Genomic DNA, 21,278 nt, shown 5'->3' with positions numbered 1-21,278 from the left:
CGCCTAGCGGCGGCGATTAATCAATAATTAAATTCGCGAGGGCGTTAAATTGTTGCCTTAATTCCGGGGGTCCAAGGCTTCTGCCAAGCCTGACGGCGTCGCAGAAGCGATGTGGCCGCAATGCAGCGATCCATTGCCAAAGTGGTCGATTTCGCTCATGCGCGCGGCCAATGCCAAGTCGCAATAATATTTAAAACGCCACTGAAAATTAATATTTATCTTTATTGAATTAATAATCAATTTTAAATATAGTTAAATAACATCATTGCCGCAGTGCTTTCCGTTTCCGCATTGCCGGTGGATCCGAGCCTCAATCTGGCGTTTACGAGGGATCGGCGGATGAATCGTACGTACGGCTCGGTCGTCGCGGCGGCGCTCGCTGTCATGATCGGCGGAACTGAATGGGCGCGCGCAGGGCGCACGGCCCTGCCGGCGACGCTGAGGGCAATCAATCAGCACATCGAGCTGGGAAGCCCGACGCTGCCACCCTTTGCGTACACCGCGTTCTGCCTGCGCTATGAGGCGGAATGTCTGCAGCGGCGATCATTTCGCGGTGGGCTGATCCGGCTGACCGAGGATCGGTGGGCGGCTTTGCAAGAGGTCAATCGCGCAGTCAATCTCGCCATTGTGCCGGCTCGCAACGAGCTCGGCCTTGCCGGTGAGGAGTGGGTCATCAATCCCAATCACGGCGATTGCAATGACTACGCGGTGAGCAAGCGCCACGAGTTGCTTCAGCTTGGCTGGCCAGCGCGAGTGCTGTTATTGAGCGAAGTCGTCCTCGGTTCTGGAGAACACCATTTGGTGCTTCTCGTACGCACCCGCAGCGGCGATTTCGTTCTCGACAATCTCACGCCGCAGATCAAGCCGTGGTCGCAGACGCCCTATCGCTGGGTTCGCGTACAGATACCCGAAAATCATCGGCTGTGGGCGACGATCAGTCGGCCATGAGTATGATTGGCTGATTTGGCGGAGGCCTTTGCGCGCTGTTCCCTGGAAATCGCCCCCGCCTTTCCGGGTTGCTCACTGCAGCGCACTGGGATTCGGATTCGGTCCGTGCGAGTGCTCGTTCCATCTGGCCTAGCCCAGAGGAATAATATCGTCGCGATTTTATTTGAAGCGAATTTAAATATACCCTATATAATAGGATTCAAGCTTCCCATTGAGAAAGATTGAAATGGCGACTTCCCCGGCGATCGAAGTTGGTGGTTACGAGAGGGCAGCGTCGAGCAGTTTCAGGCTGGCCCGATTTTCCATATTTCTCGACCTCATCAATTCGATTCCGACGATGGGGCGTGCTCTGCGGATTCTCGACGTCGGCGGAGTTGAAGCCTACTGGAAGGACAAGAGAAAACTGATAGGCAGGCCTGTCGAAATAACCCTGGTCAACTTGGACGACGCGCAACCTGCAGCCCAACCGGGATTTACATTCCTGCACGGGAACGCCTGTCACATGCCTGAATTCGCCAATAACAGCTTCGACGTGATCCACTCGAATTCCGTGATCGAACATGTAGGCCAATGGTCGGACATGATGTCCATGGCGAAGGAGATCCGCAGAATCGCTCCAAACTACTTTGTGCAAACACCCTATTTCTGGTTTCCGATCGAACCTCACGCGAGAACGCCACTCCTGCATTGGCTTCCCGAGTCCCTTAAGTTCCGGCTGGTCATGACCCGCAAGTTGGGCCCTTATTGGTCCAAAGCGGCAACCGTCGATGAGGCGATGAGGACCGTTCAGTCTTCGTCCTTACTCGACCGGCGGATGTTTTCCGCGCTTTTTCCCGATGCCGCCGTCATCCCGGAAAAATATCTTGGATTGACCAAGTCACTTATGGCAGTTCGGAAGAACTCTGAGATCACGTCAGGCAAGTAAGTTCAGACCCGATCGAAGTAGTACCCTGAACTATTTGGAGCTATTTGATGACCGCGGGCCAGGATGGACGTCCTGGCTTGCGGTTACCATTGGGCCTCGCCCAAGTCTCGACGCCATTTGTTCGAGCGCGCATGCTGCCCAGCGTCGGCTGAGCGGCTTCTCGGGAAATCTTGCGTTCGCTCAAAGTGCCGTCAGGGGCGTCGGATCGGTCTTACGACAACAAGCTGACCATTTTGAATGACGCAATCATTCACGTTGGTCCACTCATCGATAATAAAGTCGGTGATGAAAAACTTGCGGAAGCGGAACGGTCCGACAAAGCACACGTTCTTCATTCGCAAGTGTGCGTTCATGTAACCATCGGCGTGAAGACGCAGACCAAAAGGCCCGCCGTGGAACATGACGTTCTCCAGATCAACCAGATCGGGCTTCCAGTTGTCGGCGACAAATATGCCGGCGGTCGCGGATGTGTTGTGCGCGACAATGGAAGTGTTGCGCAGAGTAATCGTTCCGTGATTGCCGGGGCCATAGGCCTGGATCACATCGGCGTGGTCATCGTCTTGTCCGGTCGCCTCAAGATAAGAGTCCGAAATTACGATATTGCCTTTGATCGCTCGGATACATTCGCGAGATTGGATTCGGAGTCTTGTTAATGTGCAGCTGCCCCAGCAGCCAACCGTGTTATCGCCGACTTCATAATAGATATAGCTTCGATCTGCGATTGATCCACCATCCGGCACGCCATTATCCAGACGGCTGTAGGAGGCAGCACTGGTAAATCGCGCATCGTCAAAGGAAAGTGGTGGTCCACTCGAAGGCATCGATGACGGAGCGGGTTCAGGAATAGGAGCGGGGACTGCTGCAGGAGCAGGCGACGAGCTAGCTGGGGCAGGATTGGATTTCTGCTCTTGAGCCGCGGCGGTCGGCGGCATTGCTCCGATCCCCAAACTCAAGGAGATCGACGCGATAGACGTCAATATTTTTGCAACTCGCATCAGTCCCCCTGAACGGCCTCGATCTTCTGTAACTTTTCGCGCAACTGGGATTCGATAGAACTGGCAGGGCTCACAGTCGAGGTTAAGAAAAGCACCATTGGCCGCATCAGGGTCACTTCCCGAACATCGAAGTTCGTGCCATTCCACACTGCACGAGCAATAGCTGTCCCCGAACGGTCGCAGTTCGACGCTTACTATGGCCGGCGTCCGTCAGGAGCCGACAGCGAGCCCCAGAGCGGGCGCGGCTGAGGGGTCCACCCAACGTCGGATCGTGCCATCGAATATATCGGCTCCGTAGAGCCACCCATCGGGGCCCTTTTGCAGGTCGACGATGCCTTGCGCGTTGTTGTCCACCAACTGGACGCTGGCAACCTGCCGGCTTGCGTTCAAGGTCGCAGCGAAGATCGTTCCGTTGTAGACATCGTCGAAGAAAATGGTGTTCTGGTTGTAGAAATCTCCCGCGGTTATCACGTGGAAATTGTCCGGAGCACCGTGGCTCTCAGCCAGGATGGGAGCTACGGCAGGCGGGTCGGTCGTATTGTTGCGGTTGCCATTGTTGTAGAAGGTGATCGCCTGGGCGAGGTCCTGGTAGCTGGCGGTTTTGTTCGGACCCTCGAGATAGGGCCATCCGAAGTTCGATCCGGCCGGGCCGGTATCGAGCTCTTCCCAGCTGTCCCAACCCACATCTCCGAGCACGGGCAGATTGGTGACCGGATCGAAGCTGAAGCGATAAGAGTTGCGAACGCCGTAGTAGAAGACCTTCGACTGGTTACTGTTGGGATCGCTGGCCTGATAGAATGGATTTCCGGGCGCTCCTTCACCTGTGCTCGGGTCGATCCGCAACAGCTTGCCGGAGAGATTGTGGATGTCTTGGACTCGCACTGCACGAGAGTCCGCGAAATTGTATGACGTGCCATCGCCGACGGTGAGATAGAGATAGCCGTCGGGGCCAAAATGAACGGCACCGATGGAATGCGAGTCGCCGTCCGTCGCCAGATAATCGCGAATGTTTTGGTTCTGAATCCCCGCGTGGTTCGGATCGTTGTCCTGCGTTCCGGTCTCTATCTGGCTGGCGGGGGCCGTTATGGTGGTGCCGTTGACGATACCTGATGGGGGAATGCTGGGATCGCCGTTGCTGTCCATGTCCGGCTGACTCGTATACGCCCAAATGCTGTTCTTGCCGACGAGTACGAACTCGCTCGCCGGATCGGCGACCATGGTGTTTGGGTTGACAGTCACCCTCACCAGACGAGAAGGTCGATTCCCGGCCTGATCGGGTCCTGCGAGTCCCGTCTGGCCCGCCGTCTCGGGCGGATCGTAGGTGTAGAGCAGGTAGACATAGGGGCTGCCTACGAAGAAATTCGGGTTCACCGCGATGCCGAGAAGTCCGCGATCGCCGACGTCACTTACCTCGCTCGAAAGATCGATGAGCGGCGTAGATCGCAGGGTGCCGTTGTCCACCACGCGCACCACGCCGTCTTTCTGCGCGACCAGCATGTAGCGGCCATCGGGAGTCCAATCGATCGCTGTTGGTTCGTTCAGCCCGGTCACGGCCGTCTGGCCCACCAGATTGCCGAGGTCGGGGTTGTCATTGTCGAGGATCTTCACTGTCGTCGTCGCCTGTGCGCCGAGAGTGGCGCCCGTCGGGTTGCTCAAGGTGACGGTGAAGGTCTCGTCGCTCTCCGGTGTCGTATCGTTGATGATCGGGACCGTGATGGTCTGGGTCACCTGGCCAGCGGCGAAGGTCACCGTGCCGGACGTGGTTGTGTAGTCCAATCCCGAGACCGCGCTGCCGTTACTTGTTGTGAAACCGATCGTGGCAGCTTGACTGGCATTGCCGCTGCGCAGCAGCGTGATCGTCGCTGTCGGTGTGCCCTCGGCAACGGTCACGGCGGCGTCCGCCATTGCGATGGAGATGGGTGAGTCGTCGTCGACGATGGAGACGAGCACAGTGCGCGGGGCTCCAAGGGAGCCGGAACTGGGATTCTGAAGCCCGACAGCGAATGTCTCAGTGCCCTCGGTGAGCTGATCGTTCACAATCGGGATGGTGAAGCTCTTGGTGCTCTCTCCGGGTCCGAAGACGATCTGCCCGGTGTTCGCCCGACCATTAAACGTGGGCTGGGTGTAGTCCAGTCCCGCCGTAGCCGTGCCACCGGTGCCGATTTCATTCGTCGTGTACTCCACGGTCGTTTGAGACTGAAGGTCGCCAGAGCGTGCGACGGTGATCGTGGCTGTGCCCGCCGCTTCACTGACATAGATTGTGGAACTGCTAAGCAGTGCGATGACGTTGGATTGGGCGAACACGACGTCGCGGAAATAGTTTGTATTCTGATAGATGGCGGTCGGAAAAATGCCTTTTGTCAAGTCGTAGACGCCGGCACCGGCCGCAGCGTTCAGGCCACCATTGCTGATGCCCGACGCGAAGCCCTGCGGGGTGGAGACGTAGTAGCTGTTGATATTGACCGAGACCACGTAGGTCGTGCCGGCCGCGATGGTGAGCGGAGTGGCGAGCGCTTGCTGCTGCCAGCCCGATGCGCCTTCATTGGTGAACGTGACCGTCGCCAACTCCTGGCCCGTGGCCGACCAGATGTGGCCGATATGGGTGCCGGTCTCGTTCGAGGCCTTGTAGTACCGGATCGCCTGGATCACGCCGGAGGTGTCGCTGGTAAAGCGCATCCCCAGCTCATAATCCGCCCCTGTCCCGTCGGTGGCATTGGTGATGGACGGCGTTTGGGTGGTGAACAGCGTGGTACCTGAACTCGCAGCTGCAACTGTCGCGGTGGCCGCGCTCGTCACGTTCTCGCTGGTGCCAAGCAGGTCGGTGTAGGTGGTGTTCACCCGGATCCGCTTGCCGACCAGGCTGCTGTCGAGGGTGAGGCTCGCCGTTGTGGCGGCCAGATTGGTCCACGTCGTGCCGTCGGGGCTGCTCTGCCAGTGATAGGTGATGCTCGCCGGGACGCCGTCAGGATCCGTGACGCTGGCCGTCAGCGTCTGGTTCTGGCTCGCCGTGCCGTTGATCGTGACGACGCCGAGGTCGTTGACGTTGGCCACTTTCGTAGCGGTCGCGGAGCTCACCGGGGTCTCGCTGCTGCCCTGGAGGTCCGTGTAGCTGGCGGTGGCGCGTATGAAGCTGCCGACCTGGGCCTGCCCCAGGGTCAGCGTGCGCGCCGTCGCGCCACTGATGTTGGTCCACGTGCTGCCGTTCGTGCTCTGTTGCCACTGATACGAGATGGTACCGGGCACTCCGTCCGTATCGCTCACTGTCGCGGTCAAAATCTGGTTCTGCGTCGGCGTCCCGCTGACGCTCACGGCGCCGGGGTGATTGGTGGGATTTGACGAACCCGCGGCGAACACGACGTCGCGGAAGTAGTTTGTATTCTGATAGATGGCGGTCGGAAAAATGCCTTTTGTCAAGTCGTAGACGCCGGCACCGGCCGCAGCGTTCAGGCCACCATTGCTGATGCCGGACGCGAAGCCTTGGGTGGTGGAGACATAGTAGCTGTTGATATTGACCGAGACCACGTAGGTCGTGCCGGCCGCGATGGTGAGCGGCGTGGCGAGCGCCTGCTGCTGCCAGCCCGATGCGCCTTCGTTGGTGAACGTGACCGTCGCCAGCTCCTGGCCGGTGGCCGACCAGATGTGGCCGATATGGGTGCCGGTCTCGTTCGAGGCCTTGTAGTACCGGATCGCCTGGATCACGCCGGAAGCGTCGCTGGTGAAGCGCATCCCCAGCTCATAATCCGCCCCTGTCCCGTCGGTGGCATTGGTGATGGACGGCGTTTGGGTGGTGAGCAGCGTGGTACCCGAACTCGCAGCTGCAACCGTCGCGGTGGCCGCGCTCGTCACGTTCTCGCTGGTGCCGAGCAGGTCGGTGTAGGTGGTGTTCACCCGGACGCGCTTGCCGACCAGGCTGCTGTCGAGAGTGAGGCTCGCCGTCGTGGCGGCGAGATTGGTCCACGTCGTGCCGTCGGGGCTGCTCTGCCAGCGATAGGTGATGCTCGCCGGGACGCCGTCAGGATCCGTGACGCTGGCCGTCAGCGTCTGGTTCTGGCTCGCCGTGCCGTTGATCGTGACGACGCCGAGGTCGTTGACGTTGGCCACTTTCGTAGCGGTCGCGGAGCTCACCGGGGTCTCGCTGCTGCCCTGGAGGTCCGTGTAGCTGGCGGTGGCGCGTATGAAGCTGCCGACCTGGGCCTGCCCCAGGGTCAGCGTGCGCGCCGTCGCGCCACTGATGTTGGTCCACGTGCTGCCGTTCGTGCTCTGTTGCCACTGATACGAGATGGTACCGGGCACTCCGTCCGTATCGCTCACTGTCGCGGTCAAAATCTGGTTCTGCGTCGGCGTCCCGCTGACGCTCACGGCGCCGGGGTGATTGGTGGGATTTGACGAACCCGCGGCGAACACGACGTCGCGGAAGTAGTTTGTATTCTGATAGATGGCGGTCGGAAAAATGCCTTTTGTCAAGTCGTAGACGCCGGCACCGGCCGCAGCGTTCAGGCCACCATTGCTGATGCCGGACGCGAAGCCTTGGGTGGTGGAGACATAGTAGCTGTTGATATTGACCGAGACCACGTAGGTCGTGCCGGCCGCGATGGTGAGCGGCGTGGCGAGCGCCTGCTGCTGCCAGCCTGATGCGCCTTCGTTGGTGAACGTGACCGTCGCCAGCTCCTGGCCGGTGGCCGACCAGATGTGGCCGATATGGGTGCCGGTCTCGTTCGAGGCCTTGTAGTACCGGATCGCCTGGATCACGCCGGACGTGTCGCTGGTGAAGCGCATCCCCAGCTCATAATCCGCCCCTGTCCCGTCGGTGTTGTTGGTCAGGACGGGGGCCTGGGTGGTGAACAAGCTTGCCATGTTGCTCTCCCGCGCCGTCGATTCTTGTACCCGGTAAAGCAATTTAACCAATAAAATGACGGAAAGTGAATTTAAATCAATTAAAAAACATTTATATTTATTAATGGCATTTTTTAACATGCTTGTGAAGCAAGCGGCGTTTGCACGGATGTCAATTTCTCTTGAAAGGTGTGGTCCCAGTCAGCCTCCGGATCATGAACAGCTGCTGGCGGCTGCTCCCGTTGCTGCAGCCGGCCCAGGGCGGGTCCGCTTCAGTGGAGGCGGAGATCTCGACGCAGAGGGTTCCGCGCGCTCTCAGACGAACAAGCGTCGGCGGCGGTTCTGCGAAGCGGTGCCGCGTCACGCCCAATACACCAAAAACGGGTGGCGCGCCGCGTACTCCCGCGATCGTCCTTCGCGATGTCCAGCTCTTATGGCTCTATCCGTTTCGCGATCAGATCGGCGAACTCACCCAGGTTCCGGGCCGTCTCGACTTCGCCAACGCGGAATCGCACGCGAAACTTCTGCTCGACGGCGATGACGAGCGAGATCTGCATGAGCGAGTCCCACTCCTCGACGTCGGCCGCCGACAGATCGGGCTTGGCCACGACCTTCTCAAGGAAGATACCGTCGAATACCTCCTGCAACTTCGCCAGTACTTCAGCCTGCTTCATAAGCCCTCCGGGTTACGCGGATCTTTGTCGAACGCATCTGATACTTCCCCACCTCGAGCTCGAACTCTTTTCGGGCGGCGGAGTCTTCCGTACGCACGAAGCCAAACTCCTCGTAGATCCCGGCGACGATCCCGTTTTTGGCCGTCGGAAGATAAATGCCGCGTACTTTCGCGCAGCCGGCGACCTCTGCAAGCCGAAAAATCTCGTTCATGATCTCGTCCTCGACCTGGCGCTTAAGCACGCGGCAGCTCATGAGCCACGTATCGAGAACGAAGACGCTGCCCTCGATCTTTGCAATGACCACAGAGATGAGCCCGGAATCTCCGAACCGATCCTCGATCCGCATCGTGAAGCACAGGTAGTCCGGCCGCTTTAGGAGTCCGCGGATCTCAGTTTCGGATCGGCGGACCGTCGTCAGGTTGAACTGGTTGCTGCGCGCGATCAGCTGGGCGATGCGGGGTAGATCGAGCGGGTCGAACTCCTTGATCGTGCCTCGCATCTCGAGCGAGGCGAGGTAGGCTGGCATGTCGGTTACGCTTGCCGCGAACTCCGTACGTCGCCGTTCCTGCCTATACTGCGCCGTCCGCTCGAGATCCTCCTCGGTGACGTTCCGTGGCTCGAAATAACGCCCGGCCTGGAGGCGGTCGATGAATTCGGCGGGATCCGGCCCGAGGAGCACGCCTTCGACCTGGGGCTGAAACTGGCGCACGATCTCGATCTCCGCCGGGTTGTCGTCGGCGAAGATGAAGCTGTCCACGCCAACGCGGAGTTCATCCGCGATCCGCTGCAGGTTGTCGGACTTCGGGTCCCAATTGGCTTTGAAGGCCGCGAAGTGCTCCAGCCGAAGAACCATCTCGGGATGCTTCTCGAATACCTCGATCGCGCGCGCATGGTCGTTCTTGCTGCACACCGCAAGCAGGACCCCGCGTTCGGAAAGCGCAAGGAGATACTTCTGGAAAGCCTTGAAAGCTTCGCCGCGGGGAGACGAGTCCCCAAGTTCGATTCCCTCGATACCGTCCTCCGCGATCACGCCGCCCCATAACGTGTGATCGAGATCGAGTACCAACACCTTCTTGGGGCCCTGCTTACGGGAGGCGACCAGATGGCTTAGCTCTTGCGCGACGTCCACTAGAAAATCAGGTGAGCCGGGCTGCTTTGATTCGTACCAGGATCGCGCATCCTCCGCGGCCGCGATCCCTCGGCGTGCCGACAGGAACTCGACGTCGCAGATCTGCACCTCCGCTGGGGCCCGCAGCCCGAGCTCAAGGTTTATCGCCTTGCGGAAACTCCAATCGGCGCCAAGCGTACGTGAACGAAACGAGCCGAGATCGAGATCGTCGGGCAGCGCAAGATTGGCGAGAATCACCGCCGCACCTGAGCGTTCGATGAAAGTCTGCGCGAGGTTGAGGAGGTGCTCCGCGGCGCCGACTGCAGCTTCGCGCTGACGTTCCACGGCATCGAGGAGCGAGCCGGAAAACCGGCAGTGCCTCGCGTTCGGCAGAATGAAGGCGAGATCCGGCTTGAAGGCGTACAGCGGGCTCGAGCCGTCGAGGATTTCCGAGACGAAATTATCGTACTCGCCGAGGAAGCGTTCTGACTCGATTCCACGAATGGCCAGGAGGTGTTCGACCAATTCGTGCAACGGATACAGGTTGTAGCCGCCGATCAGGGCGAGGCGAAGCCTTGGCTGGACACTTTCGGTCGTATGTAGCTTCGCCTTTTTTCGAAGCGTCGACAGAAAGAACATTTCGGAAAAATTCGCCGCTTGCCGCGAGCGGGCGGCGAGATGTCCCCAGAACGCAGCGTCGCCGGACAGCGCTAAGGACTTGAGTTCGGCATCATTTACATGCCGGTCCGGCGAGACGGGTGCAGCAGCGAGAATAGCGAGCCTCCCCCGAGGAAAGCAGTATCACGATTGTCACTCACACTAAATAATGCTAGCGTTCGAGTCAATTAAATATACTTAAATATCCTAGATTAATGTAAAATAAATGAGGGTGACGCATATGGAATTGGAGCCGCCGGGCTCGGGCACACTTTACACCAAGGCTGAGAATCTCAAACGGCTTCCTGAAGGAAACAACCTGGTCCTCCGAGAGGTCCGGCTGGAGGACTCCGCGCAAATCATCGCTTGGCGTAACGATCCCGTTCTCGGCAAGTTCATGACCCGAGAAAAGCTGACCTTGACCCAGCAGGAAGAGTTTTTCCGAAGCTACCAGGCCAGGGCGGACGACTACTATTTCATTGCGGAGTTCAAGCGCTCGAGAAAACCGGCTGCCAGCATCGCCCTTGCGAACCTGGATTTCGCGGCGAAACGCGGCGAGGTGGCGCGGTTGATCGTCGATCCGGGTGCGCGCCTCTTTCTGGTCGAGATCTTCGATCTCCTTCTCGCGTTCGCGTTCGTGCAGCTAGGGCTTTCGGTCGTCGTAGCCAACGTGCAAAGCAAGAACGGGTCCGCGAAGAACTTCCATATTCGCCTTGGTTTTCAAACCGAAAAGATTTCGCCGAAGGCTTGGTGGAACGGCGACGACGTGATTACGTTTCGGATGTCGCGCGAAGATTATCCGCGGTTGAAGCAGGCCTGGTCGGCGCTGCTTCTCGATGCGCGGGAAGTTTAGCTGCCCCGAGCAACTGGCCAGAGCAGTGGAAGCAGCGCATCGCGCTTCTGGAGGCAACGGAGTTCACGCCGGACGCACCCGTCTCCTTGCGCTAGCAGGGGAAGAAGGAATAGCAGATGGATTTGCATTTTCATCATTTGGGAATGGCGTGCCGAAAGATCGCGACGGAGTTGCCAGAGCTCGCGATAGTTGGCTACAGTCCTGAAGGACCTATATTCGAGGACCCGATCCAGCAGGTTCGGATCCAGTTCGTGTCAGGCGGCGGTCCGCGCCTCGAACTCATTGAGCCGGCCGGCGCACAATCGCCGGTGGAGGGCATCCTGAAGCGCGGTAGCAAATTCTATCATCTTGCTTACGAAGTGGACCGGCTCGACGACGCGATCGCTTGCCTCAGGGAGCAGCAGTATCTTCCCGTATCGTCACCCGCGCCCGCCGTCGCGTTCGACATGCGCCGCATAGTGTTTCTCGCCTCCGCGACGCGCACACTCATCGAGCTCATCGAGGCAAGGACCTAGTGTGAATTGGCGAAAGCTGGATCGGGCGGCTGGGTGACAAGCTGCGCGTATCCGTCAGGCGAAACAGCTCGACCGCGCCGAACCCACTCAGCAGCGCGGAGGCCGCCTGCCTGCAGTCTCACGACCGGTTCAGGGCCGATCTCCGACAGGAGAATGCCCATGTGCCCCAATCTCGGAGGCGCTGTTGGCCAAACGCCCAATCCATTTGCTGACAATACTGTCCGGTCCATGTCGCCCCAAAACTGCACGACAATGGCACCAGCGGGCGCGCAAGCCGCGAGGTGCGTTGCTTCCGGCGAACCGATGCGAGGCCAAGCCGCCGGTCGAAGCGCGACGACGATTGCGTCCCAGTCGTCGCGATACATGGTTTGGACGTCGTCGAAGGTGTCCACGCTCGCTCCAGAGCTTGCGAGACCGGCGCGGAGCGGGCCAACAAAGTCGTTGTCACACAGCACAGCGATGCGATTCTTATAAACGGATAAACCGCAATCGTGGAGTTGCTTCACGCACAACGGACCGAGAAACGAGAAGACATCGACCGACGGGTGGCGTTCGTTCACGCCGACAATGGGAATTCCGCGCCGTGAGCATGCCTCCATGTCGAGGTCCTCGGGGCGAAATTCCCAAGCCTCAAACATCAAGGCGATGACCGCCTTCTTGGGTAATTGATCAATGAGCGCAGCGGTAAGAGGCCGAAGATGGCCGCTGTTGGTTACGATATCCGTTTGACGGAGGATGTCCGGGGTGATCTGCTCCACGACGTCGATGCGATCGGCCACACCGACCGAAACTGCAAGCTCCAGAGTCTGTTGCCTGGCGTCACCTGGTGTGCCGTGCCGTGTGGGTCTCGTGAAGGCATAGACGTGCCTGGCTCCGGCCATCGCCGCGAGGACGGCCGTCACGGCATACGCGCCGGTCGCAGCCTCAGTGAGAACCGTTAGTTCCGAAAGGTCCAGGAGCGTGTCCGTAAGGGCTCGGCTCATCAGGGCTCCCAGACGCGGCAGCGAGAATCCTGGTCGCAAGGCCGTGCCGAAACAAGACTGCAATTGCCTGAATGCTGCTCCGGCCTCGGTCTCGGTCATGAACTGACTTTCGTGTTCGGCGCTTGGAAATTCGCTGTGCTTTTGTGCGCGGCATATGAATCGAGCTCGCCTGAGCTCGTAGTGCGTTGAATAGGGTTATGAGCGGGGATAATCCAAAAATAATAATATTAAATATATCATAGATCGGAGCGATGAATGTCAAAATATGTCAGTCGGCCTAGTGGATCTGGCTCGATATGCGCGTCCTGGGGTAGAAATGTTGTTCGATCTGTCGCTTTGTGAGTCCGACACACACCTGATCCAGGGCCGATAAATTGGATCGTTAAATTAACTTATTTAAGTTGTGCTGCGACTATTTTGGTTTATTTTAATGATGGGCTAGATTGTGGTAGGGCTACCCCGATGACCGATCTTGATACCGACAGCGAAGACCGTCGTGAGTTCTTGAAGAGCTGCGGAAAATTTGCCGCCGTTACCCCTCCAGCTATGACACTGTTGCTGTCCACCTCGCTGACTTCACCCGCCATAGCCAGTTCAGGCGCTAATATTGTGCATGGCAACAATGGCTTCGGCAATGGCGGCGGCGACGGCAGTCCTAACGGCAAAGAAGATCGCGATCGCTAAAGGTTGCGATCAAACGGGCAGGCGCGGCCTTGCGGTGCGAACGCCGTCGTGGCGACGGCCGGGGCTCAGCCGGTCCGCCGGCGCCTTTGCCCGGATGAGCGGCTGATCAGTAGATCGTCCAGCTTCTTGCCCGCCCGGAGCTGCGCTTTTAGCCATCGGGGCTGCTTACCGCGGCCGGACCAGGTTTCGGACGGGTCTTTCGGGTTCTGATACTTCGGCAGCACAGGCGGGTAGGGGCGGCGCGCACGTTCGTCGTTCTGGACCCCGGCGGTGCCGTCTATCCTGCGAAGCCGCTCTTCCAGCTTGGCTTTTTCCGCGATCATTCTCCGACTAAGAACAGTCGTGACCTCATCGTAAAGCCGCCACAGCTCGGCTGTGGTCCCCGATGCCCAGTCGTCCTTCTCCATGGAAGCCGTCCCCACTACTTCCGACTCGAAATAGGAGGCGGGATTATCAGGTCGAACCCGGGTCGGGCAAGCACGATCGGCTCGCGCGCAGGCCGCCAGTGTGCAACGCGGTGCTCTTGATGCTACCGGCCGGCTCCGTGCCTCCGGACGAACGGTCGCCTCCCAGCCGCCCTGCGCCGCTGGACTCTTCGCATTGGGCCAAGCAATCTCTGCTCGGCCATCAACACGCGACTACGTAAATTCTGCAATTCGGTGAATTGAACGATCAGAGCCTCATGCGTTTGACGCAAAACTATCGAAGAATACATGTGACCACCTACTCATTATCAACGATGCCCCCGTGACCGCGCATTAGGTTGTTGGGTTGACGAAAATGCCGCCCAACTTTGCTGACCAAGTTTTCATCGATGCTATACTGAAGCAGAACATTTATCGTTCGAGATGTCAGATCATGTGGCTCGGAAAATTCGTGCCCGCATGCCTGGTGACCAATCCTCATCTTGGTCTCGGTGAATAGTATTACTTTTTTGTGCCTCCTCTTCCTGCTTGGGGCGAGGTTTTTTAGACCGCCCAGGGTTCGGTGAAGCTTTGTCGAATGTTAGATTTGAATCGCTAATATCCCTATATATCATTCGTAATAAGTGGCCGGTCGGGAGTTAGATGGATATTAACCATACTGGCAAGGCGGTCAGATACACTCTCTGGCTGATATTGCAGATTTCAGACATCCAACGTCGCCAAAGAAATCGCTGTGTCGTGGATGAATTGGCGTTTCGGATTTTCCTGGGAGCTCCGCATTCTTACGGTGCTGCACGCATTCTCTAAGCAAATTACGGTGACGCGGCCATCAAGCGTTGCCGATACGTGCCGTGGCGGATTTGCGGTGCGACGTTTTGACAGATCGGATTCGTTATACCTCCCGCGTGCGTCTGTAGCGAGAGCGTTGGATTAAACTGCCGCATGGGGGGTTGTTAACAATAGGCAAGGGAAGCATGCGCCGCATCAGAATTGTCATCGCGGATCGCCACCCGATCGTTTTGCAGGGGATCAGCAGCGTCCTTGCGACGCAGCACGATTTTACGATCGTGGCCTCCTGCGGCGATGGAGCAAGCTGCATTGAGGCAATCCGACTTCTTGTGCCGGACATTGCGCTCGTCGATGTTGCAATGCCCGACGTCAGGCGACCGGACCTCCTTGCTCTCGCAAGCACCGCAGGCCAGGTTACCCGGGTCATTTTCTTTGCCGATAAGGCCGTCAATCGCAAGTTGCAAAGGCAGGCGGCGGACGGCGCCTGCGTCATCCTCACCAAAGATGCGAAGCCGGAGATGCTGGTCGCGACCCTGCGGAAGCTTGCACAACAATGCCTAGGACTGGCATCGCGGTCGCCGAGCACCGGTAGGGAGGTCAGTGAGGAGCCTCGCACAGGTGAGGAGAAGTCCCTGACACAACTGACGGACCGGGAGCGGCAGATCATGCGCCTCGTATCGGAGGGGCTGTCCAACAAGGAGATCGGGCGGCGCCTGAACATTGCCGCCGGTACGATCAAAGTCCACCTTCATCACATCTTCCAGAAGCTGGAAATCAGCAACCGTACAGTTCTCGCGGCATTGGCGATTTCGCAGAACGGGCAGCGTGCAGCGCCACGTGAACTCGACCCCTCCGGCCTGCTACAACGCGATCCGGCAGTTCGAAATGACGAGGACGTCAAGCGCAGCAACGTCCTTCCGGAACGTATGCGTTAACGCAAATCGCACTTGATTGGATGTTGTTGCCGTTAGCCTCGCTGCACCTCCGAGAGGCCAGGGTCGGTTACTGAGGCCAGGTGCTCAACCATGTTGCGGCAGGCCCCTTCGGCCTCGGCCAACGTGCGGAAGGGCGAGCCGGTGATCTTGATCGCACCATTGCTCTCGTAGAGCGGTCGCCAACTCGCCAAATAGCCGGCACGTCCGTGAAAGCCCGGACCGGTGGGGCTCCCGAAGCTGATCACAAACGAGAAGCCATCGCTGCTCGCGCTCCATATTTCCATGTCCTCGACGGACCGATGAAATTGCAGTGGCATGGCAATAATCCGTTGCAGTCGCGGGTTGCCTTCAACGATAAATCAAAAATAACTATATTAAATACTGAAATGCAAGTCGAGATTCGAGCATCAGCGCCGCAGACACCCGGGATTTCGAGGGGCGTGGACAATGGCGGCGAGCTGCCCGGCCGCCGCACGCCAAACAACCCCCGTCATTTAAACAAAAGTCTTGGTTGAAGGTGAATTTAATATATAATAGGAATAAATTGATATTAAATCGAGGAGGGCGCATCGTGACCCGGGACGACAATGAAGATGACGACCGGCGGGCATTCCTAAAAACCTGCGGAAAATTCGCGGCCGTGACGCCCCCCGTCATGACCCTGCTTCTGTCGACCTCCCTGACTTCGACAGCCATTGCGCGTTCGGGCGGACTGAACGGAGCGACGCATGGTGACGACAGGGACCGGTCATTCTTCGATAACGATCGCCCGTCCTCGGCAACGTCGGCGAGTTCTGGTGGCGGGTCACCTGGAGGTGGTGGAGCATCCGGCGGTCGCCGTGATGGGTCAGCTGGTGCCGGAGGGACATCCGGCGGCGGCGGATCCGGTGGTGGAGGGGGATCCGTTGGTAAAGGGCCTTTCGCGACCGGCGGGAGCTCTGGAAGTCCGATTGCATCTGGAGGCGTCGATTGTGCAGATGAAGACGACGATGAGCGGAAGCGCAAGCCCGATTGCGAGCGACCCATCACTCAAGTTTCGAGCGCGACCGGATCTGCGCATTAGCGCATCGTTCTCAGGGCGCATTGCATGAGCGCTGTGGCCAGCGGGCGGCTAGCATGCCGGGTGTTGCGTCTTAACGCGTTGCCGCATCGTTATTAGCGACGCAGCATGCCAAATGTTAATGCGCGTTTGTCCTTAGCAATTGCATATGTTTCCCGGCTGTCAGGACTGGGTGAATTCTCCCCGACATATCGATTAGGAGACCTGCCATGAGCATCCGCGCTCGAGCGGAGAATCCTGCCGCTGTTCTTCGCCGACGTCTCGAAGCGCTTGCGGCCCAACTCGCAGAACTTGAGAGTCTCAGAGACCGAGTAGGTCGAGAAGAGAGCCGTCAGCGCCACCTGCGCAAGCCGGGCTTTCCCCGGAAAGCGAGCAAGCTCGGAGCGCAAGCGAGCGGTCGTTGCACCTTCGCAGACGCAAAGCTCGTGTCCGCGCCATCTGGTCGCAACACATCGAAATATTTTAGCGAGTGTCCGAAAGCGAACGGATGACCGGACTCTAATCGATCATAGTTGGCTTCGGCCGGGGGGAGCGGTTGATCCGCAGCAGCATCCCGTCGCGCCGAGAATAGGGGCACTGGTTTCCTGGCGCAGCACGCCCGGAAGCGGTCGGGGGAGTCTTCAATCCATTATCTGGTTTCGCTTGAAAGGATGAAAGCTCGTGAATGATGCCAATGTGAAAGTCGAAACGCATGCCGATCCGGTGAATGAGAACGCGAATGGATCAAAGCCAAAGTTCGATTTGCCATTTTTAAATTTCCAGGAACTGTTCCGCGGTTTTGCCGAGCAGGGCGCCGCACAGACCAGGCAAAATATCGAGAAGATGAAGGCGACTTCCGAAGAGTTCAGCGACGTTCTCCGCGAATCCTGTTCGATGAACGTCAAAGGTGCCGTCGATTACAGCGCCAGGGTCATCGAGATTTCCAAAGATAATACCAGTGCCGCCCTGGAATTTTTATCCCAGCTCGCCGAGGCCAGATCGCTGCTGGATATCGTGCATCTTTCGACCGCCCGAAACCGCAAAGCTTTCGAAGTCGTCTCCGCACAGAATCGGGAGCTTTGGGAGCTCGCGCAGAAGGTCGCGGTTGAGACGACCGAGCCCATTAAGACCAGCTTCAACCGGGCATTGCACCGGGCCCTCTGAATCGAGGCAACCGGCCGCGTGGATCGGCTGGACAAGCGTCTCCGCGACAAGGAGAGGCTCGGTCCAGCCGATGGCGGGTCGGCGTGTCCAGAGCCAGCAACAGGTTGCAGGAAATCAAGATGGGTATGGTGATGATCAAGTGCCCGGAAACGGGAAACGCCATTGCGACGGGCATCGAGACCGATGGCGAAAGGTTTCGCTGCAGCGCAGTATTCTTCTCGCGCACCTATTGCCGGATCTGCGCGGCGACACACGAGTGGTTCGCGAGAGAGGCTTGGGTCTACGAGCCTGCCCCGGACAACCGGTTACCGGGCGGGTGGCAGGCGTCTCGCTCCGGCGCGGCGTGAAAATTCCCTACGGCGCCCCGCGAAACGATCCGATCAATCCTGCGGCCCATCACCTTGTAGCACTCGCATGCCACGGCTTCGAGCCGGGGCCGATCAATCTCGAGCTGACCGCGCCGGTTGGACTTCAATGCTCGTGACGCGCGCAACGCGCTCACGACATGCGTGACCGTGGTGCGGCGGACGCCCAGCAATTCCGACAAGGTCTCTTGCGTCAAGGGGAGGAGATTGCCGCCATTGGCTCGGTCGTGAATGTGAAGCAGCCAGCGCGCCATCCGGGCTTCGACGGAGTGCAGTGCATTGCAGGCCGCGACGTGCTGAAATTGCGTCAACAGCGATCTCGTGAAAATCTGCACCGTGGATGCGATCGCTGGGCTGCGATGCAGCGCCGGCAGAAATTGCGTCGACGAAATCTGCAGCGCCGACCCTGGTACGCGGACGACCGCCGTCATGGGTGAGCGGGTGGCTCCAAGCGCCGACATCAGACCGATAGCACCCTCATGGCCGACCACCGCTGCGGCGACTGTCTGCCCGTTCGGCAGGTCCACGATAAAGGCGATCGCGCCACTACAGGGGAAGAGGAGCTGTTCGATCCGATCGCCCGATCGGACCAGTACGGCGTCGCGTTCGAGCACGACTTTCCGCAGATGAGGCGCAAGCAAAGCAAGATCCGCCGGCGGCAACGCTGCTAACAAACGATTACCAATCCTGGTCGCGTGGTCCATCACGGGATTCGCCCCCGACGGATGCCCGGCGCTGAGACTCGTGCCGGCTTTGCCGAACTGCTCTGCACAGTTCGACAGTAATCCAACTGGCGAAGGAAGGATATGGTTCCGAGTATGGATCGCTGTGTGTGCGGTGGCCACAACGGCACGATCTCGGTTGGATCCTGCGGCTTGGCTCCGGGAAAGCGCAGCTTGCGAACCGCTTCGTTATTTGGAAATGGCCGCCAAGCTATTGAATTTATTATTGAGCATTATTCAGCATTTTTCCAAACTCGCTATGAGATCGTTGAATATCCAGGATTCCGCCATTTGGAGGTTCGATCCCTCGGCCGCAGCTGGCGCCCCCTATCCCTCATATTGATCCGGTCCCATCGCCCAGAACGACTGATCATGGCCAGCCGCATAGTTCCGGTTGTTGATCGCCGGATTGCGATTGACCATCGGGCGCATGAACATCGGGTGGGTGGCGCTGCGCACCTCATGCTCGACCGTGAAGAGATGCCTGCCGCTATCGAGATCGACGATATCGCGGAAGCGGTACTGGTACTGGTTGTCCTCGCGCGAGATCAGGTCGCGCGCCAGGAGCTTGCGGTAAGGGCCGGAGAAATCGGTGATGTACATCTGCACATGGTGACCGTCATAGTCGCCCTGGGGCCGATCGGTCTCGCGGAACAACAGATGCTGGTCGCGGCCCGTCTTCACGGCGGCAACCTGGCCGTCGTCGTTTCGCAAGCCGGCGGGCATGCCCATGATCTCGGGGTAGAAGGCGCAAACCGCCTTGGCGGTGCCTTCAGGTACATCGAACTGGACATAGGGGATGCCGAGCGCGATGCGCCCGAAGCGCGCAGCATCCGGCTCGTAGCAGCGCAGACGGTTGCCCCACGGACAAACCGCCTCGACATGGTCATTATGCTCGGCGAATGCGAACGCCGTGCCTTCGAGCTTCTTCGCGACCGACGCCAGCCGCGTCAGCAGCGCCTCACGGCCCTCGATGACCAGTCCGACATGGCCGCGCAGCACCTGCGCCCTGCCGCTCGGCAAGTGAAACTGGCTCCGCCCGGCATTGATCCACATGTTGGTGTCGGACACCATCAGGTAGGGATCGCGGGTGAGTCCAAGCCCCGTAACGTAGAACAGAGTGGCGAGGCGCTGGTCCGGGACCTGGATGTTGACGTGCTCGAAATGGATCGCGTTGCCGAGATCTTCCGCGGATCGATCGAATTGTTGCGGCATGGATGTGCGCTCTGGCTCGTGGACGGACTGGCCCATCCTAGAGCACAATTTCCGCCAGCCGAAACTGTTCGCCGATCACATCTCAAGGACAGTGCACGATGTCCGTTGCCATCTTGCCGTAGCGTTCATTCCCTGTAATCTGGCGGCAGCACAAGGGAAGGGATCGATGGGGGGAGTTCTGGAGGGCGTGCGCGTCCTCGATTTCGGGCGCTACATCGCCGGGCCCTATTGCGCGACCTTGCTGGCCGAATTCGGCGCCGAGGTCATTCGCGTTGAAAAGCGCGACGGCAGCGAGGACCGCTTCGTGGCGCCGGTCGGCGAGGGCGGCGAAGGCGCGCTGTTTCTTCAGGTCAACCGCAACAAGAAGTGCATCACGCTCGATCCGATGAAGCCTGAAGGGCAGGAGGTGATGCGCCGCCTGGTCGCGACCGCGGACGTCGTCGTCGCCAATCTGCCGCCGCAGACCCTGCGCGCGATGAAGCTCGATTACGACTCGCTGAAGGCGATCAAGCCCGACATCATCCTGACGACCGCAACCGCGTTCGGCGGGCCGGGACCGTGGTCCGATCGTGTCGGCTTCGACGGTGTCGGGCAGGTCATGTCGGGTTCGGTGTACATGACCGGCGCTGGCAATCCGCCGTATCGGGCCGCGGTGAACTGGGTCGATTTCGGAACGGCGCTGCATTGCGCGTTCGGGACGCTCGCCGCGCTGATCGCGCGCGGCAAATCCGGGCGCGGGCAGATTGTCGAGGGCGCGCTGCTCGCCACCGCGCTGTCCTTCACCAATGCCACGCTGATCGAGCAGGCGGTCATCAACGTCAACCGCGTGCCGACCGGCAATCTCGGCCAGACCGCAGCGCCGGCCGACATCTATCGCACCAAGGACGGCTGGGTGCTGTGCCAGGTCACGGGGCATCCACTGTTTAAACGCTGGGCGAAGTTGATGGGTGAGGAGGACCAGTGGCTGAACGATCCGCGCTTTGCCGACGACATCAGCCGCGGCAATAACGGCCGCATCATCACCGAGCGGATGGCGCGCTGGTGCGCCGAGCGCACGACGCAGGAGGCTGTAGACATTCTGGGCAGGACGATGATTCCGGCCGGGCCCGTCCTCAGCCCGCAACAGGCGCTGGACCATCCGCATATTCGCGCCGCCGGCTTCATGCAGGATGTCGAATATCCCGGCCTGCCGAAGCGCGCGCCGGTCGCCCGCGCTGCCGTCCGGCTGTCGGAAACGCCGGGTGAGATCGCTTCGCGTCCACCGACGCTCGGCGAACATACCGATCGGGTCCTCTCCGAACTCGGCTATGACACAGCTGCGATTGCTGCGCTTCGGCAGGGCGGCATCATCTAGACGATCGTTTCCTTGATTCGAATCATATTCAGGCGGCCTCGGCAAGTTTGTAGGACCAGGTATGGATGACCGGATGGCGGTTGACGTCGTCGATG

General features: G+C 59.3%; 17 protein-coding genes and 1 pseudogene. 9 read left to right on the top strand and 9 right to left on the bottom strand.

Annotated features, from left to right (window positions below; all coding sequences use genetic code 11):
- Positions 1-339 precede the first annotated feature (339 nt).
- Entirely contained in the window at positions 340-948 is a 609-nt protein-coding gene (locus IVA80_RS30625) for a transglutaminase-like cysteine peptidase (RefSeq protein ID WP_247438469.1), read from the top strand.
- Positions 949-1,174: 226 nt separating this feature from the next.
- Positions 1,175-1,873 (top strand): methyltransferase domain-containing protein, encoded by a 699-nt coding sequence (locus tag IVA80_RS30620; protein ID WP_247438467.1) that lies wholly within the window; start codon positions 1,175-1,177, stop codon positions 1,871-1,873.
- A 191-nt stretch (positions 1,874-2,064) separates the two neighbouring features.
- Here the strand turns inward: IVA80_RS30620 and IVA80_RS30615 are convergent, their stop codons facing one another.
- From IVA80_RS30615 to IVA80_RS30600, 4 genes are all read right to left on the bottom strand, one after another.
- Positions 2,065-2,805: a hypothetical protein gene (locus tag IVA80_RS30615; RefSeq protein WP_247438465.1), complete on the bottom strand. Its 741-nt coding sequence runs from the start codon at positions 2,803-2,805 to the stop codon at positions 2,065-2,067.
- 273 nt (positions 2,806-3,078) lie between these two features.
- Entirely contained in the window at positions 3,079-7,722 is a 4,644-nt protein-coding gene (locus tag IVA80_RS30610) for a DUF4082 domain-containing protein (RefSeq protein ID WP_247438463.1), read from the bottom strand.
- Between the two features lie 410 nt (positions 7,723-8,132).
- Entirely contained in the window at positions 8,133-8,375 is a 243-nt protein-coding gene (locus IVA80_RS30605) for an acyl carrier protein (protein WP_247438461.1), read from the bottom strand.
- Positions 8,362-10,122, bottom strand: coding sequence for an HAD-IIIC family phosphatase (locus tag IVA80_RS30600; RefSeq protein ID WP_247438459.1), 1,761 nt, complete (start codon positions 10,120-10,122; stop codon positions 8,362-8,364). Before IVA80_RS30600 ends, IVA80_RS30605 begins: the two co-directional genes overlap by 14 nt.
- A gap of 259 nt (positions 10,123-10,381) precedes the next feature.
- Here IVA80_RS30600 and IVA80_RS30595 point away from each other — a divergent pair, with 259 nt between their 5' ends.
- Together IVA80_RS30595 and IVA80_RS30590 are read left to right on the top strand one after the other, a co-directional pair.
- Positions 10,382-10,993: a GNAT family N-acetyltransferase gene (locus IVA80_RS30595; protein ID WP_247438457.1), complete on the top strand. Its 612-nt coding sequence runs from the start codon at positions 10,382-10,384 to the stop codon at positions 10,991-10,993.
- Between the two features lie 116 nt (positions 10,994-11,109).
- Positions 11,110-11,508, top strand: coding sequence for a VOC family protein (locus tag IVA80_RS30590; RefSeq protein WP_247438455.1), 399 nt, complete (start codon positions 11,110-11,112; stop codon positions 11,506-11,508).
- Here the strand turns inward: IVA80_RS30590 and IVA80_RS30585 are convergent.
- A complete protein-coding gene (locus IVA80_RS30585) occupies positions 11,505-12,590 on the bottom strand; it encodes a hypothetical protein (protein WP_247438453.1) in 1,086 nt (361 codons plus the stop codon). The two genes, IVA80_RS30590 and IVA80_RS30585, sit on opposite strands and share 4 nt — an antisense overlap.
- 363 nt (positions 12,591-12,953) lie before the next feature.
- Here IVA80_RS30585 and IVA80_RS30580 point away from each other — a divergent pair, with 363 nt between their 5' ends.
- Positions 12,954-13,175 (top strand): hypothetical protein, encoded by a 222-nt coding sequence (locus IVA80_RS30580; RefSeq protein ID WP_247438451.1) that lies wholly within the window; start codon positions 12,954-12,956, stop codon positions 13,173-13,175.
- A 65-nt stretch (positions 13,176-13,240) separates the two neighbouring features.
- On the opposite strand, the gene IVA80_RS30575 is transcribed toward IVA80_RS30580, so the two are convergent.
- The gene (locus IVA80_RS30575) at positions 13,241-13,582 is read right to left on the bottom strand and encodes an H-NS histone family protein (RefSeq protein ID WP_247438449.1); all 342 of its coding nucleotides are present in this window, start codon (positions 13,580-13,582) and stop codon (positions 13,241-13,243) included.
- A 992-nt stretch (positions 13,583-14,574) separates the two neighbouring features.
- Between IVA80_RS30575 and IVA80_RS30570 the strand changes: the two genes are divergently transcribed.
- On the top strand, positions 14,575-15,324 hold the full coding sequence (locus IVA80_RS30570; RefSeq protein ID WP_247438447.1) for a response regulator transcription factor: 750 nt from the start codon (positions 14,575-14,577) through the stop codon (positions 15,322-15,324).
- A gap of 32 nt (positions 15,325-15,356) precedes the next feature.
- On the opposite strand, the gene IVA80_RS30565 is transcribed toward IVA80_RS30570, so the two are convergent.
- A complete protein-coding gene (locus tag IVA80_RS30565; RefSeq protein WP_247438445.1) occupies positions 15,357-15,641 on the bottom strand; it encodes a hypothetical protein in 285 nt (94 codons plus the stop codon).
- 338 nt (positions 15,642-15,979) lie between these two features.
- On the opposite strand from IVA80_RS30565, the pseudogene IVA80_RS30560 reads away from it, so the two are divergent.
- Positions 15,980-16,189, top strand: a pseudogene (locus IVA80_RS30560) (hypothetical protein); the annotation flags it as partial.
- An 855-nt stretch (positions 16,190-17,044) separates the two neighbouring features.
- Positions 17,045-17,527 carry a phasin gene (locus IVA80_RS30555; protein ID WP_247438443.1) on the top strand — a complete coding sequence of 161 codons (483 nt, stop codon included), beginning with the start codon at positions 17,045-17,047 and terminating at the stop codon, positions 17,525-17,527.
- 280 nt (positions 17,528-17,807) lie between these two features.
- Here IVA80_RS30555 and IVA80_RS30545 read toward each other — a convergent pair whose 3' ends face one another.
- Together IVA80_RS30545 and IVA80_RS30540 are read right to left on the bottom strand one after the other, a co-directional pair.
- Positions 17,808-18,596 carry a Crp/Fnr family transcriptional regulator gene (locus IVA80_RS30545; protein WP_247438441.1) on the bottom strand — a complete coding sequence of 263 codons (789 nt, stop codon included), beginning with the start codon at positions 18,594-18,596 and terminating at the stop codon, positions 17,808-17,810.
- A 345-nt stretch (positions 18,597-18,941) separates the two neighbouring features.
- Entirely contained in the window at positions 18,942-19,829 is an 888-nt protein-coding gene (locus tag IVA80_RS30540; protein ID WP_247438439.1) for a hypothetical protein, read from the bottom strand.
- 166 nt (positions 19,830-19,995) lie between these two features.
- Between IVA80_RS30540 and IVA80_RS30535 the strand changes: the two genes are divergently transcribed.
- On the top strand, positions 19,996-21,183 hold the full coding sequence (locus tag IVA80_RS30535) for a CoA transferase (protein WP_247438437.1): 1,188 nt from the start codon (positions 19,996-19,998) through the stop codon (positions 21,181-21,183).
- Positions 21,184-21,278: the final 95 nt, after the last annotated feature.

Origin of the sequence: Bradyrhizobium sp. 139, assembly GCF_023074175.1 — a bacterium.
GTDB lineage: Bacteria > Pseudomonadota > Alphaproteobacteria > Rhizobiales > Xanthobacteraceae > Bradyrhizobium.
Note: the sequence above shows the minus strand (reverse complement) of the source record. Positions and strands in the feature narration are given on the sequence as shown.

Excerpts from the sequence above, each read along its gene's own strand:
- IVA80_RS30625 (WP_247438469.1), top strand. The coding sequence starts at position 340 with ATGAATCGTACGTACGGCTCGGTCGTCGCGGCGGCGCTCGCTGTCATG.
- IVA80_RS30620 (WP_247438467.1), top strand. The coding sequence starts at position 1,175 with ATGGCGACTTCCCCGGCGATCGAAGTTGGTGGTTACGAGAGGGCAGCG.
- IVA80_RS30615 (WP_247438465.1), bottom strand. The coding sequence starts at position 2,805 with ATGCCGCCGACCGCCGCGGCTCAAGAGCAGAAATCCAATCCTGCCCCA.
- IVA80_RS30610 (WP_247438463.1), bottom strand. The coding sequence starts at position 7,722 with ATGGCAAGCTTGTTCACCACCCAGGCCCCCGTCCTGACCAACAACACC.
- IVA80_RS30605 (WP_247438461.1), bottom strand. The coding sequence starts at position 8,375 with ATGAAGCAGGCTGAAGTACTGGCGAAGTTGCAGGAGGTATTCGACGGT.
- IVA80_RS30600 (WP_247438459.1), bottom strand. The coding sequence starts at position 10,122 with ATGTTCTTTCTGTCGACGCTTCGAAAAAAGGCGAAGCTACATACGACC.
- IVA80_RS30595 (WP_247438457.1), top strand. The coding sequence starts at position 10,382 with ATGGAATTGGAGCCGCCGGGCTCGGGCACACTTTACACCAAGGCTGAG.
- IVA80_RS30590 (WP_247438455.1), top strand. The coding sequence starts at position 11,110 with ATGGATTTGCATTTTCATCATTTGGGAATGGCGTGCCGAAAGATCGCG.
- IVA80_RS30585 (WP_247438453.1), bottom strand. The coding sequence starts at position 12,590 with ATGACCGAGACCGAGGCCGGAGCAGCATTCAGGCAATTGCAGTCTTGT.
- IVA80_RS30580 (WP_247438451.1), top strand. The coding sequence starts at position 12,954 with ATGACCGATCTTGATACCGACAGCGAAGACCGTCGTGAGTTCTTGAAG.
- IVA80_RS30575 (WP_247438449.1), bottom strand. The coding sequence starts at position 13,582 with ATGGAGAAGGACGACTGGGCATCGGGGACCACAGCCGAGCTGTGGCGG.
- IVA80_RS30570 (WP_247438447.1), top strand. The coding sequence starts at position 14,575 with ATGCGCCGCATCAGAATTGTCATCGCGGATCGCCACCCGATCGTTTTG.
- IVA80_RS30565 (WP_247438445.1), bottom strand. The coding sequence starts at position 15,641 with ATGCCACTGCAATTTCATCGGTCCGTCGAGGACATGGAAATATGGAGC.
- IVA80_RS30545 (WP_247438441.1), bottom strand. The coding sequence starts at position 18,596 with ATGGACCACGCGACCAGGATTGGTAATCGTTTGTTAGCAGCGTTGCCG.
- IVA80_RS30540 (WP_247438439.1), bottom strand. The coding sequence starts at position 19,829 with ATGCCGCAACAATTCGATCGATCCGCGGAAGATCTCGGCAACGCGATC.
- IVA80_RS30535 (WP_247438437.1), top strand. The coding sequence starts at position 19,996 with ATGGGGGGAGTTCTGGAGGGCGTGCGCGTCCTCGATTTCGGGCGCTAC.